Origin of the sequence: Paenibacillus sp. CF384 (assembly GCF_900106745.1) — a bacterium.
Lineage (GTDB): Bacteria > Bacillota > Bacilli > Paenibacillales > Paenibacillaceae > Paenibacillus_Z.
The window spans coordinates 365,854-380,444 of sequence record NZ_FNNV01000003.1 but is presented as its reverse complement, the minus strand read 5'-3'; the positions used below and the strand labels follow the sequence as shown (position 1 = coordinate 380,444).

At 50.6% G+C, this 14,591-nt stretch carries 17 protein-coding genes; 9 read left to right on the top strand and 8 right to left on the bottom strand.

The window, feature by feature from the left end; all coding sequences use genetic code 11:
* Positions 1-676 precede the first annotated feature (676 nt).
* The 5 genes from BLW29_RS09155 to fabF all read right to left on the bottom strand — a co-directional run bounded on the left by BLW29_RS09155 (position 677) and on the right by fabF (position 5,520).
* Positions 677-862 (bottom strand): hypothetical protein, encoded by a 186-nt coding sequence (locus BLW29_RS09155; protein WP_090978426.1) that lies wholly within the window; start codon positions 860-862, stop codon positions 677-679.
* Between the two features lie 55 nt (positions 863-917).
* Positions 918-2,408, bottom strand: a complete 1,491-nt coding sequence (locus tag BLW29_RS09150; protein WP_090978424.1) for a putative amidoligase domain-containing protein — start codon at positions 2,406-2,408, stop codon at positions 918-920.
* 137 nt (positions 2,409-2,545) lie between these two features.
* Positions 2,546-3,100 carry an outer spore coat protein CotE gene (locus tag BLW29_RS09145; protein WP_090978422.1) on the bottom strand — a complete coding sequence of 185 codons (555 nt, stop codon included), beginning with the start codon at positions 3,098-3,100 and terminating at the stop codon, positions 2,546-2,548.
* Between the two features lie 123 nt (positions 3,101-3,223).
* Positions 3,224-4,216: an aromatic acid exporter family protein gene (locus BLW29_RS09140; protein ID WP_090978420.1), complete on the bottom strand. Its 993-nt coding sequence runs from the start codon at positions 4,214-4,216 to the stop codon at positions 3,224-3,226.
* A gap of 68 nt (positions 4,217-4,284) precedes the next feature.
* Positions 4,285-5,520: a beta-ketoacyl-ACP synthase II gene (gene fabF / locus BLW29_RS09135; RefSeq protein ID WP_090978418.1), complete on the bottom strand. Its 1,236-nt coding sequence runs from the start codon at positions 5,518-5,520 to the stop codon at positions 4,285-4,287.
* 135 nt (positions 5,521-5,655) lie between these two features.
* Between fabF and BLW29_RS09130 the strand changes: the two genes are divergently transcribed.
* Entirely contained in the window at positions 5,656-6,510 is an 855-nt protein-coding gene (locus BLW29_RS09130) for a helix-turn-helix transcriptional regulator (protein ID WP_090978416.1), read from the top strand.
* Positions 6,511-6,568: 58 nt separating this feature from the next.
* Here the strand turns inward: BLW29_RS09130 and BLW29_RS09125 are convergent, their stop codons facing one another.
* Positions 6,569-8,080: a carboxypeptidase M32 gene (locus BLW29_RS09125; RefSeq protein ID WP_090978414.1), complete on the bottom strand. Its 1,512-nt coding sequence runs from the start codon at positions 8,078-8,080 to the stop codon at positions 6,569-6,571.
* A 118-nt stretch (positions 8,081-8,198) separates the two neighbouring features.
* Between BLW29_RS09125 and BLW29_RS09120 the strand changes: the two genes are divergently transcribed.
* Both BLW29_RS09120 and BLW29_RS09115 read left to right on the top strand, forming a co-directional pair.
* A complete protein-coding gene (locus BLW29_RS09120) occupies positions 8,199-8,519 on the top strand; it encodes an iron-sulfur cluster biosynthesis family protein (RefSeq protein WP_090978412.1) in 321 nt (106 codons plus the stop codon).
* Positions 8,520-8,574: 55 nt separating this feature from the next.
* Positions 8,575-9,153: a beta-class carbonic anhydrase gene (locus BLW29_RS09115; protein ID WP_090978410.1), complete on the top strand. Its 579-nt coding sequence runs from the start codon at positions 8,575-8,577 to the stop codon at positions 9,151-9,153.
* Positions 9,154-9,248: 95 nt separating this feature from the next.
* Here the strand turns inward: BLW29_RS09115 and BLW29_RS09110 are convergent, their stop codons facing one another.
* Positions 9,249-9,767, bottom strand: a complete 519-nt coding sequence (locus tag BLW29_RS09110) for a DUF309 domain-containing protein (RefSeq protein WP_177186549.1) — start codon at positions 9,765-9,767, stop codon at positions 9,249-9,251.
* 131 nt (positions 9,768-9,898) lie between these two features.
* On the opposite strand from BLW29_RS09110, the gene BLW29_RS09105 reads away from it, so the two are divergent.
* From BLW29_RS09105 to BLW29_RS09080, 6 genes are all read left to right on the top strand, one after another.
* Complete coding sequence (locus tag BLW29_RS09105; RefSeq protein ID WP_090978407.1) at positions 9,899-10,330, top strand: hypothetical protein; 432 nt, start codon at positions 9,899-9,901, stop codon at positions 10,328-10,330.
* A gap of 3 nt (positions 10,331-10,333) precedes the next feature.
* Positions 10,334-10,612, top strand: a complete 279-nt coding sequence (locus tag BLW29_RS09100; RefSeq protein ID WP_090978405.1) for a YxcD family protein — start codon at positions 10,334-10,336, stop codon at positions 10,610-10,612.
* A gap of 136 nt (positions 10,613-10,748) precedes the next feature.
* A complete protein-coding gene (locus BLW29_RS09095; RefSeq protein WP_090978403.1) occupies positions 10,749-12,686 on the top strand; it encodes a glycosyl hydrolase family 18 protein in 1,938 nt (645 codons plus the stop codon).
* Positions 12,687-12,784: 98 nt separating this feature from the next.
* The gene (ytxJ, locus tag BLW29_RS09090) at positions 12,785-13,132 is read left to right on the top strand and encodes a bacillithiol system redox-active protein YtxJ (RefSeq protein ID WP_090978401.1); all 348 of its coding nucleotides are present in this window, start codon (positions 12,785-12,787) and stop codon (positions 13,130-13,132) included.
* 173 nt (positions 13,133-13,305) lie between these two features.
* Complete coding sequence (locus BLW29_RS09085; protein WP_090978399.1) at positions 13,306-13,674, top strand: DUF3992 domain-containing protein; 369 nt, start codon at positions 13,306-13,308, stop codon at positions 13,672-13,674.
* A 27-nt stretch (positions 13,675-13,701) separates the two neighbouring features.
* A complete protein-coding gene (locus tag BLW29_RS09080; protein WP_090978397.1) occupies positions 13,702-14,031 on the top strand; it encodes a DUF3992 domain-containing protein in 330 nt (109 codons plus the stop codon).
* 65 nt (positions 14,032-14,096) lie between these two features.
* Here the strand turns inward: BLW29_RS09080 and BLW29_RS09075 are convergent, their stop codons facing one another.
* Complete coding sequence (locus tag BLW29_RS09075; RefSeq protein ID WP_143044369.1) at positions 14,097-14,549, bottom strand: S-Ena type endospore appendage; 453 nt, start codon at positions 14,547-14,549, stop codon at positions 14,097-14,099.
* Between the last annotated feature and the right edge of the window lie 42 nt (positions 14,550-14,591).

Genomic DNA, 14,591 nt, shown 5'->3' with positions numbered 1-14,591 from the left:
GTTATTTGTTACTTATATTATACTATATTAACGCGGTGTCGTGTTAAATTATGAGGATATAACAAAGGCTGTCGAGACTTTCTCGACAGCCTGAGCGCTCCGAATGGAGCGCCTTAGTCGAACCGTTGCGGGAATGTGTTGCTCCCAGAGCTACACATCCGCCGCTGACGCGCATTTCGCGGAATTGTGTTGCTCCCAGAGCTACACATCCGCCGCTGGCACGCTTTTCGCGGCATTGTGTTGCTCCTAGAGCTACACATCCGCCGATGGCGAACTTTTCGCGGCATTGTGTTGCTCCCAGAGCCACACACCCGCCGCTGGCGCGCATTTCGCGGGATTGTGTTGCTTCCCAGGGTCGAGCTGTACGTGCTCGCCGCCTGAGGCTGAGCTGAAGAGCGGTACTACGTACCGCTCTTTGTCCTCAATCATCCATTTGCTGGCTAAGAACGGTACCTCATACCTCTCTTTGACTTCATTTCACCATTTGCAGTTCATGAGCGGTACCTCGTACCTCTTTGTCCTCTCACACCAAGCAAACGTTACTCCAAAGCCCACTCTCTAACTAACTATGCCGTACCTGCTTCATATGGCGCTCTCCCACCATTGTTTCGCCCTGTTACTATCCTACCAGGCTGGCATTTGCTAAATTGGTTACCATGTAGACCTCTGGAGCCGCTTAGTGCTCGAAATTCGCTGCATTCCCATTCATGTAGACTTCTGGAGCCGCTTCTTGCACGAAATTCGCTGCATTCCCATTCATGTAGACCTCTGAAGCCGCTTCTTGTACGAATTTCGCTACATTTCCTTCCATGTAGACCTCTGCAGCCGCTTCTTGCACGAAATTCGCTGCATTTCCCTCCATGCAGACCTCTGGAGCCGCTTCTTGTACTTCGAGCTACTCTTCCAAGACATCACGGTTACTCAACCGCCCGCACCGAGCCGTTCATCTGCATGATCGGCCGTCTGTCTTCCCCTCCACCCACGGATATCCGCCATTTCGTGCGCAGATCAACCGTCGTGTCCCACTTCTTTCCCTCTCGAATCACAACGAGCAGCGGTTCGATCCATGGCTCCAGCTCTCGATAGGAGCTCGTCGTTCGCATAGACAAGGCCAATTGCTCCATGCATCCGCGCAGCACCTCGCTATCACCGGCGTAATAAGCAGCAACGTACCGATCCTCTTCCGCGGGACAGTAGCTAAGCGAGTTGGCTTCACGCGCGCAAAGCAGCGCCAAGGCAAAAGCCGCCTTCGCTGCCAGCGGCGATACGAGCCAGCTGGGCAGCGTCCGATACTCGAAGCCGCCATGCGGTTGCAACCGGAAGTCGCCAAGGAAGCCGTACTTCGGACGGCGCGATTGCTCCGAGGCGGTCTCGATCATGGCAAGCGGGAATGCTACGTAGCTATCCAGCATCCGCATGAGCCTCCCCGTCAAGGAAACACCGCTTAGGTGGATGTGTCCGCCTAGCGCAAAGCCCGCGGCAGGCATGCCTCCTGCCGCCCAGCGCAGCGCCGGCTCGCTCGGTATACGCTGCGAAGCTTGCTGCAGCAGCTTGCGGATGTTCCGCGCAAGCTCATCCGGCATAGCTGCCGGCGCCGGCCGAAGCTCGGCGATTGGATATCGAATCTGCCCTCGCACCACGACGGCATCGCAGCCCGCTCCATGCCCGCCTTCCAGGTAGCGGGCCGCCGAAACCACCCTGCCCTCCGCATCAATCAGCAGAAATTCCGGGTCAGCCCCAATGAGAATGGATGATGAAGCAGTCGCCCCTGCTCCAGCTCCAGCCCAAGCTCCACCTGTACCCGAGCTCTCTCCCACTCCAAGTTCAGCCTGCAGCCGCAGCACCGCTTCCTTCCAATGTCCTTGCCGATAGTCAGCCAACGACGGAAGCGTAATTCGTGCGACAAAACACCGCCCCTGCTCCCCCTCAGCAAGCTCGACGATGCCATTATCCAAGCCGCAAGCATATAGAGCACGAACGGCTAATCGAACGAAAGGTTTGTATCGTGAGTCCTCCGGTAGGATCTTCTTGTTCGGTGGACCTGGCATCACCTCAGCCTGACCGCCAACTCGCTTCCGCTCCACCGCGATAGGGAGGAGCTGGAACAACGCCACCTCATAACTCGCGACTCGATTCTCGCCCAGCTCCTCCGGCCACGTTGCAGCGCCTGCACGAACGAGCCGCCTTCGCACCTCCTCCTCGTCCCAGGCCGAGAAAGCCGCAGCACCGGCATTGATGACAAGCGGTGGCTTGGCCAATTCGCGCCATCCGTCAGCCAAGCCTATGCCATTTCGCCCCACAAGGACGGCGTCCCCAGCGTCCGGTCCGCCATCCCAACCTGTCCTTTCCAACTCACCGCCGAAAGGTACCCATTCCTTACCACTGCTCAACCATACCCTGCCAGCCATCGCCGCCAACTCCGATCGCTCTCTTTTGCGATAACTACGCGTATTCCCCAATTTATCGAAAAAAAAGAGGGCTCTCGCCCTCGAATCTTTCCCCGCTCCTGCATACGATACACTAACCTAACTGTAACCCGCGAAAATTACAGTTCGTCGTCGAGCAGCTCCGGATCCAAATCTTCAAAGTCACCATCATCGCCGTAATCGTAATCTTTGCCGTCATCCGAACCACCCGGCAAAGTAGCTACCCACACCTTCGTTTCAGCTACCAGAACGACCGCGAACTCGCGCTCCACGCGAATAACGACGCTGTTCCCGCTGGACGAAATGTTAGCTTCGATACAATTAGGCTCTTGCGTCGACTCCGCAGATACTTCCTCGGTCGAAGCCCGGTGCTTCGGATCGAGATAGGAGAGCGGCACATGCTCGACGTAGGATAATGTTTCTTTCGCTACGTCAGTCTGCGAGTTTTTGTTGTAAGAATACCAGATGTTGACATCGTAAGTACCGATAACTTCGATCCCGTCTCCGGAACGGACCGCCTCATATTGGTGATTAATAATCCAAGCGCCCAAGATGCTAGTTGGGTGATGAGGCGGCGTAACGTTATGAGTTACTGTGGAAAACTTACGACCTTTGCCGCAGACAGCTTTGGTAATAATTTCTCTAGCCTTAAGCTGTTTATCTGCATAAGCCATCGATCTAACCTCCTCCATACAATCATTCAATTAAAGTGTATGCAGGACATTCGTCTAGGGTGACTATTTCTTTTTGACATGTACAAATTTTATAGGCTAATTCATATTATTAGCAGAATTCCATTAATCGTTTGCTTCTCGTGCGGCAGCCATCAGGCTGTTTTTCTGTTTTTTGAGACGTTTGGCAATGGAGAGATAGCGCCGGAGCTCATGCACCACATGCAATAGCGCCGCACGCATTTCGAATTCATCTCGGGTTACAGGAAGCGGCATTGTAGGGAAACGAGATTCCAGCTTCAAACGCATGTCATCGACTTTTCCCTCGTACACCTCGGATTTCACATCGTCCGCCAAATGCTCGAACAGCTCCGCAACCAGCTCGCCCTGCGGCAAAGATTCATAGACCAACGCCAATTGCGTTAACATCAAACTGATGGAGTCGAGCTGCTGCTGACGCATGTCAAAATAATTCGGCCAATAGCGGCTGTATGCACTTCCTTGTCCCCATACCCGATTCTCGCGGGCGATCTCCGAACGCCTGATTCCTTCCTCAATCGCCTGCCCCGCTTCGAGCAGCTCTTCCCCATTCCAAACTAGGGACGGCGTTCGAAGCGTCGCAGCCATGGTACTAAAAATCCGTCCGAACTTCTCCTCCGTCACATGCCGAAGCTCTACCAGTTTATGCTCCTCTTTGGGCATGTAGAGAAAATTAATGACAGTTGCCCAGCCCAAGCCCGTTAGCAGCAGCATGATTTCGTTGCCGATCAATGCGGTCGTAACTTCTTCCTTCGCATAGACGTGGAAGACAATGACCGCACTCGTTACGATACCGTCTTTGAGGTGAAACCGTGACAAGATCGGGAAAGCCAACAGCACGAAGAGCGAGATCGTCCAGAGGTGAAACCCGAGCAGCATAAATAATAATGAAGCAAAGAACAATCCGAGCACAGAAGCCATGAATCGGTCAAAAGCGCTTCGCAGCCCTTTCATTCTGGTCACTTCTACGCCGAGAATGGCGAGCAAGCCCGCAGACAGCGGCGGGTCCAGCCCCAGATAGTGTGCCGTATACAGTGCGGCAAGCGCCGCTATAGCCGTTTTGATAACGCGAATTCCCATAGTTGCTCCTTAGCCGATAGCTGTTGATCTTATTTTGACACTATCGTACCCCTCTCTTAAGAGGCGAGTCAACTATACGCTTTGAATACAACAACGGCATTATGTCCGCCAAAACCAAACGAGTTGCTGACGCCAATTTGCAGTTCAGCCTGCCTTGCATGATTCGGTACATAATCCAGATCGCATTCCGGATCTGATTGCTCTTGGTTGATCGTCGGAGGAATAATGCCTTCCTGAATACTCTTCATCAAGGCAATCGCTTGCGCGCCCCCTGCAGCGCCAAGCATATGACCTGTCATCGATTTGATCGCTGAAATCGGAATGCGGCCGGCTTTGTCACCAAAGACCCGCTTGATGGCTATCGTCTCCGACAAATCGCCAATGTGCGTGCTTGTTGCATGCGCAAAAATGACATCTACCTGATCAGGATTGATAGCAGCCTCGCGAAGCGCTGCCTTCATGGCCAGATAAGGACCGTACCCTTCGGGATGGGTCGCTACCATATGATACGCATCCGAGCTTGCTCCATAACCGATAATCTCCGCATGAATACGGGCATTTCGCTTCTTCGCATGGAATTCCGATTCCAAAATCACAATCCCTGCGCCTTCTGCCATTACGAAGCCGTCACGTGCTTGATCGAACGGGCGGCTTGCCTTGTCCGGCTCATCGTTTCGCGTAGACAACGATGTCGCATTGCCGAAGCTGGCTAATGAAATTTCCGTAATAGCCGCTTCTGCGCCACCGGCAATTACAATATCCGCAGCCCCGCTTCTGATCAGCCTAAACGCTTCGCCGATCGCCGTGTTGCCTATGGAACAGGCGGTTACCGGCGATAGCGTCGGACCATGTGTCCCATAACGGATACTGATCATGGCCGCTGCCATGTTCGATATCATCATCGGCACAAGCGTCGGGCTCACGCGTTCCGGGCCGCGTTCATGCAGTACGGCATCCTGCTGAAGCAAGGTTTCGATGCCGCCAATTCCGGAACCCACATAGACGCCGATGCGTTCCGCATCAACCTCATCCTTCTGCAGTCCGGCATCCACCCACGCCTGATCTGCAGCTGCCAGAGCGAACTGACAGAAGCGATCCATGCGCCTTGCTTCCTTGCGACCGAACAGTTCCTCCGCATCAAAATCCACCACGGTACCGGCAATCTTCGCTTTATGGCGCGTAACATCAAACCGATCGATCGGCTTTATGCCGGACTTCCCTTGCTTCAAAGCCTCCCAATAGGTATCGATATCAGAACCCAGCGGTGAAATGATTCCCATTCCGGTTACAACTACACGTTCCATCGTACAACGACCTCCTTCAAATTCTCTTGTGATGCTATGTTGTCATACTCATTATCCTATTACAAGTTGTCGTTTATCCTAGTATAATTAACACCATACTATTAGCATCAGGTCTTAGAAGGAGGTGCGAAAATATTGAACCATCGTTCCCGACTACAAGCGTTATCGACATTCCTCAAATCGAAGCGAACTGCGCTAACTCCGGAAGCGGTCGGATTACCCGCAGGGGGACGCAGAAGGACGCCGGGTCTACGAAGAGAAGAAGTCGCGCAGCTCGCGGGAGTTAGTCATACCTGGTACACGTGGCTTGAGCAAGGCCGCGATATTAAGGTGTCTATGTCTGTGCTAGACGCTATATCAACGGCACTGCGTCTAACTTCCGATGAACGAAAATATTTATATGCCTTGGCTCTCGAGAGCGGAACAGGGCTAAGCAGCGTGCTCGAGGAAACGGTCCAAATCAGCCCCTCGCTGCGCCGCATCCTGCAGGAGCTTCGCAGCTGCCCTACCATTATCTCGGATCGGCATTGTCAGATCGTCGGGTGGAACGAGGCAGCCTCCCATGTCTTTATGAACTTCGAACAGCTTCCTCCCTCCGAACGCAATATGATTGCCCTGCTGTTCGAACGTCAGGAATTCAGAAGGCTGGCAGGGAATTGGGAGCATTTCGTCAGCGGCTTTCTTGCAATTTTTCGAGCTTACTATGGGCAGTACGTGGACGATGAATGGTATGAGCATTTCCTCAGCCGAATGAAGCAGACACAGTCCGACTTTGCCGCGTTATGGGAACAAAGCCAAGTCAGTGCCGCTCCGGAGGTACTGATTGAATTCCGTCATGCTAAGGCAGGCAAGATGCTATTCCAGCTAACTTCCCTACAGGTTCACGGCGAAACGGATTTGCGCTGCAGCATCTATACCCCGGCACCGGACTCCATGACCGAGAGGAAATTAGAGCAGCTCATGGCCAGAGAAGCCTCCGATCCGCAATAGTGCTGCAAGACATACAAAAAACGCCGCATGCGATTTCTCGCAAGCGGCGACCTTTATCCTACAGTTTATAGATAGCAGTGTACTTCTTCTCCAAATAACGAACCAAGTAATCCGGATCAAGCGGCTTACCTGTTATATCGTTGATCAGCTCAGAAGGTGTTCTCAGCTTGCCATACTGATACACTTTATCGGTGAGCCACTCTTTAATCGGATGCAAATTGCCTTTCTCGACATTCTCCCAGAAGTCCGGCATTTCGCGCTCCAATGTTTCCGTCATTTGAGCGGCATACATGTTGCCAAGGGAATAGGATGGGAAATAACCGAATGCTCCGCCGGACCAGTGAACATCCTGTAGAACACCTTCTGCATCCGTTGGCGGTTCAATGCCCAGGTATTCTTTATATTTCTCATTCCATAATTTAGGAAGCTCGGATGCTTTCACGCCTTCATTAAAGATCAACTTCTCCATCTCATAACGAATGATAATATGCAGGTTGTAGGTCAGTTCATCCGCTTCAATCCGAATAAGAGACGGCTTCACGACATTCGTTGCGCGGTAGAAATCTTCCATCGGCACGTCAAGCTGATTCGGGAAGTGCTCCTGCAAGTCACCGTAATAGCGGCTCCAGAAGTTTAAGCTGCGGCCGATCACATTTTCCCAGAAGCGGGATTGGGATTCGTGGATGCCCATCGACGTGCCTGTGCAGAGCGTCGTACCGATCAGGTCTTGCCGAATATTTTGTTCATATAAGGCATGGCCGCCTTCATGGATGGTGCCGAACAACGCGCTGGTCACATCGTCTTTGAGATAACGCGTCGTAATTCGAACGTCGCCTGGATTAAGCCCGGTTGCGAATGGATGCGCGCTTTCGTCCAGTCTGCCGCCGTTGAAATCAAAGCCCATTTGATCCAAAATAAATTTGCTGAATTTCTTCTGCGAATCCTTCGCGTACGTCTGCTTCAAGAAACCTGTTTCCGGCTGATGCGGCGATGCGGCGATTGCAGCAGATAATGGAACCAGCTTCTCACGAAGTCCTCCGAACACGCGGTCCAGCTCCTCCGTGGTCATTCCCGGCTCATACATATCCAGCAGCGTATCATACCTTGTACCTTTTACGCCCCACAGGTCGATGAATTGATTCGTGTATGTAATGATCTTATCCAGATAGGGTTCGAACGACGCGTAGTCGTTGTTGGCTTTGGCTTCTTCCCAGAAGGTTTCCGCCTGCGAAGTCAGCACCACATAATCTTGATACATCTTAGGCGGAATCTTCACGCTGCGATCATATTCCTTGCGCGTTTCGGTCACAAGGCGCTGATGAACCTCGTTCAACCCTTCGTAAGCGCTTGGCTCTTCCAGTGCTGTCAGCCATTCGCCGAGCTCAGGGGCGGTAGCCAGCTTGAACATCTGTCCGGACAAATTACCGATCGATTGCGAACGAACATCCATTCCTTTACGCGGCGCGCCTGTACGTAAATCCCACGAGAGCAGGGCAATTGACTCCTCGTAACTTTTGATTAGACCGATCCGTTCTACAAACAATTCTAATACTTGCGTGCTATTTGTCATCAAACTGTCATCACCTTTCCATAACGTTTACCCGCTACTACTTGATCATACTTTTTGCAAACCGTATAATCAACCTAATCCTGGCTTTGCACGCAACCTCTACGAAAGGAGCTTTGACATGCAATTTTCATTTACATCATCAGCAATCGAGCAATTGTCTCCTTATATGCAGGGCGGCAGCAAGCATCTTAAGCTGCTGTACGATACGGAAGGCTGCGGCTGCGTCGTCAGCGGCGTACCGACCTTGCAGCTTCTAGAGCAAGCCCATTCGGACGATCAATTGGGCAGCGGAACTCCCTATTCCGTATGGTACGAGCCTCGTTACGAGGTGTTCTTCGAGCCTAACCTTACAATTGACTATAATGAAGCGCGCCATTCGTTCAGCTTAAAGAGCGACAGCCAGATTTATACCGCCAACATGCGGTTCATGAAAGTGTAAGACGATTTACCAAATAGAGAAAGCCTTGTTCTTATAATTGGATGGAGGGAAACGAATGAGTAGAATCAATGACATTCTAGCCTTTAATGAACAATTTGTTGCCAATGGTGAGTATGAGAAATATTTGACCGATAAATTCCCACAGAAGAAGATGGTCATCGTAACGTGCATGGACACCAGACTTACCGAGATGCTGCCGAAGGCGCTTAATTTGCGTAATGGCGATGCGAAGATTATTAAGAACGCCGGTGCCATTGTGACGCAGCCATTCGGCAACATTATGCGGAGTATTCTGGTTGCCGTATATGAACTGGGCGCTGATGAGGTCGTTGTAATTGGACATCACGAATGCGGGATGACAGGTCTCAACCCCGAAGTGGTCATTTCGCATATGCTTGAGGGCGGTGTTTCTGAAGAAACCATCCGCACGCTTCGCAACTCGGGCATGCACTTGGAACGCTGGCTGACCGGCTTCGATAACGTGCAAGATAGTGTCGAGCGCAGCGTTGGCATCATTAAGAATCATCCTTTACTGCCGGCTCAAACGCCGGTGCATGGCTTGATTATTCATCCGGAGACCGGGAAGTTGGATCTGGTTGTTAACGGCTATGAGACTGCTGCCGAAGCCGAATAGTTGAATCGTTCATCCTTACACCAAATAAAGCTTAGCTGCCAAGTCTGCCGCACACTGCGCAGAACTTGATCGCTAAGCTTTTTTCTATGAGCAGCCTACCGTTTCTTCTCTTTCGCCGCAGCAGCACGCGCCGCGATGACGTCGCTTCGGTCGCGAAGCGTATGCCGGTTAATGAGCGCTTCATCCATACGGCTTGGCGCCCCCCATACATACCCTTCCCGCTCCGCTGCCATCACACATCTTGCGTACAACTCCGGTTCAACGATCGGCAAATTCAAGTCTACAAATGGCATTGACCCTTCAATGGCATCGATTCTCTCCGCGATCATTTCCATTACCCGCACGCCATGAAGTCCCACTTCATTCAATTGCTGTGCGTTAAGCCGCTGCTCGGCTTGACGCAGCATCTTGAGCGCTCCTCGATCGTTGTGCCGTCTATGATGATAGGAGCCGACTGCAATCTGAATGAGCCCTACCCAGATCGGACCGAGCGGGTCGCCGGGATGCGCCTTCCAATATTCTTCGAGCAACTCATGGCATTCAAAATAATCCCGCGTTGCATGAAACTCGACCAAAAACGACTCATAAGCCGCCGGAAATTGCTTCGATTGCACCCTTATCCCCCATTTCCGTAAAATCATTCGTAAAAAGAGAATGAAAACTGAAACCTTTGATTATATTAGACGTAATTGTACTGATTGGCAATATCAGCTGTTCTTGCAGCATATCAGGAGGAGACTTACAGATGAAAAAGGGTTTATTATTGCTGATGGCTTTCGCGCTTTTTTTCGCGTTCAGCGCAGGAGCGGTTGATGCTAAGCCGAGAGGCAAAATTTCTTCACCGAAGAAGAGCTACACGTCAACCCCATCCAAGCCTGCTGACAATGTAACGAAAAGCACAAGCGGGACAAGCGGATCTACAAAATCAGGGGCAGCAACAACAGGCAAACGCGGTTTCTTCAGCGGCGGCAGCTTTATGAAAGGGCTTATGATCGGTGGACTTGCAGGTCTATTGTTCGGCGGCATGTTCGGCAATCTCGGATTCCTCGGCGACATGTTCGGATTAATCATTAATGTGATTGCAATCTATATTGTCATTGTCGCGATTCGGGGTATATTCCATTACTTCAAGAATCGTCGCAAGCCGGCGCATCCCGATCAACGGAGACCCTACTAAGTTATGAGAATTTATACGGATGAGATCATAAACGCTATCTGCCTCCATATGGCAGATCGTAGAGGCGTCTCTCCGACGGATGTTGAAGCACAGCTGTCATGGGACGAGGAATACGGGTACACGGCGGAAGTTTGGGTTCAAGGTCGCAGTCAATACTTGGTGGAAGCGAATTTGCTGGAAGCCATAGAGCAATATTTGTTAAAGCAATATCAGCTGCGGAAATTCCGTTCCCAGATTACACTGGATGCGGATGAAGAGTTTTGGGCAGATATTGAGGACTAACTCGAAGCGGGATTGGCGCGGATGCGCCGATCCCGTTTTTTGCTTGTAAATATCGGAAAATGTCATTTTCTTCGCAACCTCCTCCCCTATTCTACGTCTAATAGAGTAGATTCAGAGAGGAGTGTTATATCAGGAGATGGTTATTCGTAACAAATGGACGTTTATTATCGCGGCTGTATTGGTTGTTCAAGCTATTTTGTCGACGATATCAACGACCAATAGTGATGCTGCTGTTGCATCCGCAGACAATACGACTAAATTTCGTGTCTACCACAACGATGCCGCTATGAAGGAATTTGCTGCCGAGAGCAGTGCTGTTGCATACGCGAAGCAATTTACGTACACGCATGTGGAGAAGATCGCGAACCGCGAATGGGTTTGGGACAACCTTCCGAAGTTTAAAGTGTATGAGAACGGCGTAAGTTCAAACGGACGGGAATTCCGTACGTTGGCTGAAGCCCAGCGTTTTGCAAGCAAAGTCCGTTTCGCACAAATCCGCGACTTGGAGAAACCCGGATTCATTCAGAGCAATTATCCTAACTATCAAATGTATCAAGGCGATAAAACGCTGGCAAACTGGTCGTTCGTGACTCTTGCCGAAGCGAAGAAAGCCGCTAAAGCATTCGGTAACATTCATATTATGGATCTGGCATCCAACCAGTGGGTTTGGGATAACCTCACGGATGCACAGAAAGCCGCTCAGCGCAAAGCACCGCTGACGTACAGCATTGTAACGGAGAGCGTTCAAGATAGCGCACCTGCTTACGGTTTCTTGTTGGATGCGATTCGCGCTTCCTATAAAGTACCTGGCAGCAGTGTCGTGAATAATGCAACAGGTCTAATCGTACATACCAATATTCCAACGTTCACGGTCGTCCAATCCGGTCCGGTAGTGGCCTCGTACCATAGCATTCAAAGTGCGATTCAATATGCCAAATCCTTGTCCGGTGCGTCCGTCGTAAAGAACGGTCTGACTTGGTGGACCAACGTTCCTTATCTGGCTGTTTATCAAGGCGACCAGAAGCTGCGTTCGTTCCATACGCGTAAAGGTGCAGTGGATTTTGCCAATACTTACGCAGGATCCACTGTTATGACAACGGATCTCCGAGCGATCTGGAACAATAAGAAGTCGCTTCAGCTTCTGGGGTGGAACGGTACATCCCGTACATCTACGGTGCTGGATCAAGTCAGCAACACGCAAGGACTTGATATCGATTCGCCATCTTGGTTTGAGCTTTCAAGTGCAGATGGAACCTTCACGGATACTTCGGATCCGGCACTCGTACAATCGATGAAGGCCTCCGGCATCAAACTGACTCCGCTCGTAAGCAATCAGTTTGATGCGGTGCTGACAAGCGCGTTTCTACGGAATACGACAGCAATGAATACGTTCATCACGAACCTCGTCAGTAAGCTTACGACACTTGATGTCGATGGCGTGAATATCGATTTTGAAGGGATGGCCGGAAAAGATCGTGACTTGTACACGGCATTCGTTCGTTCGTTTACCAGCGTTGCACACAAAGCCGGATTAACGGTATCGATCGATCTCCCTAGAGGCGACGTAAGCTGGGATGCCAAAACCGCATACGATCAGCGTGCACTTGCCGAAATCGTGGATATGATCATAATTATGGCCTATGACCAACACTGGAAGGGCAGCGACGAAGCCGGGTCCGTTGCTGAGCTGGCTTGGGTGGAGCAAGGCGTGAAGCAATTTCTAGCCTATGGTGTCCCCCGCAGCAAGCTGATGCTCGGCATTCCCTTCTATGTGCGAGAATGGCGTGTTGATGCAGCAGGCAAGCTGGTGGACAACAAAGCCATCTTCATGAGCGAACTGCCTCGCATCATTGCAGAACAAGGCGCTACTCGCACGTTTGATGCCGCTGCCGGACAATGGAAATACACTTATGCGGGCCAAGATGGGTATACGCATGTGTTCTGGGCAGAAACCGCCGACACCGTGAAAGCACGCGTCAACATTGCAAAACAATACGATTTAGCCGGCGTTGCCGCTTGGCGCCTCGGCTATGAGCAAGCAGATCTATGGACGATGCTGCTCCAAATGAAGTAACGGAACCCGGTCAAGTAGTATTTCGGTATTTCGTTATGGTATTATAGATTGAAGTTATCGTTCGTACCATCACTTCAAATCAGTTAGGAGATTGCTGTATGTCTAATCTTAAAGAAATTCAATCCCTCGATGAATGGAATGCGGCATTTGAAGCATCCAGCTCTCGTCCTTTGGTCGTATTCAAACACAGTACGACATGTCCGGTTAGCGCAAATGCGTACACGGAGTTCACGAATTACTTAAAGAATAACGAAGCGGCTTCGGCTGATACGGACTTTGTTCTAGTCAAGGTCATCGAATCCCGTCCGGTCTCGAACCAAATTGCTGAAGATATTTCAGTTAAACATGAATCCCCTCAAGTGATTCTAATCAAGGATAAAGCGAAGTATTGGACTGCCTCGCATTGGTCCATCACGGAAGCTCATATGTCTGCGGTAATGAATTAATCGGGCGAAGACCTCTGATTGAAGCATGTAGATGCTGATATCAGGGGTCTTTTTTATACCTTCTAATTTAAGTGTTATAAACCATATTTTAGAAGTTGCTGTGACAAATGTCCAAGCGAGCAGATGCAAACATGCATTAACTAGTTAGAAATATGGATCGGAGGGCTCTAACTATGGCATGTGATAACTCTGCTACTGCTTTAACCTGCTGTACGAATAACGAATATGTGCAAGACAAAGTATGTACGCCATGGAGCGGTACCGTCGTTGCAACCGATGTACTGCTTATCGTCTACGTAAACAATATCAGTCAAAATTTGGTGGGAACGGGTTATATCCAATATGATGTCGGCGCAGATGACATCGTTGTCGATGTACTTAACAGCGCTGGCGCTCCAATGGTTACTCCCATCACCCTTTCTCCGGGCATGAGTTTAGCTTTTACTTACCGCCGCTTCGGTTCAATCCGACTGACATTACCCGGTGCGTCCGCTGGTACTTATCAAGGTGAATTCTGCATCACCACGCGTTATGCCATTTAGAGAATCCTGCCAGAGGAGGGACGTATCATGTGTAATTCGGCACTTAGTTGTTGTTCTGACAAAGTCATGGTGCAAGATAAAGTGTGTACGAACTGGCAGTTTACGGCTGCCGGTACACAAACCGTATATACGGATAATCTATCTCAGATCATTACCGGCACGGGCTATGTCAAAATCGAATCCAGTACGGGACCGATCACCGTCACCTTTATCCGCAATGCAGCAACGATCCAAACCATAATTGTACCTGCAGGAAGCAGCACATCCTTCACAGTCGGCCGCTTCGACACGATCAACTTAACGGCAACAGCGGCGGCGCAAGGTGAATTTTGCATTACCATTCGTTACAACCTCTAAGCCAAATGAAGGCGGCTCTCTACTCGCAGTAGAGAGCCGCTTCTTTTTTATGGATGGAACCTGTGTCAGCTTTGCATTGTTAGCGTAGTGGATATTACATATTTTCCCTCGATATAGGTTGAATCGCTGCCTTGTGAAGGGACGCGAACAGCTGTTACCGATTGCCCGATATAATTAACGGTGCTTCCAGGGGGGACGATCATATGCTTCGTGGTGATCCCCACAACGTCTATCTCCAAGGCTTGCGTACTTTTATCATTAATAAAGATGCTTATTTGCGTTAAAGTCTGCGTGGATAACACATCCAGCTCCCATAGTTGAAATTCGGACTGTTCCCCTTGAAGCAAAATACTTCCGCAGCATTCCTTATCGAACGTATAAGATGCCTTGTGCTTCTTCGGCGGATCCGGCGGATGAATATAAGGCGGCTGCGGAAGTATGATGTTGTTTGTTGTTGGCGGACAAAGCGGCGTTGGGTGAGACCGACACATTCGTCTGTGTTTGTGTCCACACTTCATATGGGGTGCACCTTTTTTTCTAGGTACGCAGGAAGGTCGCTT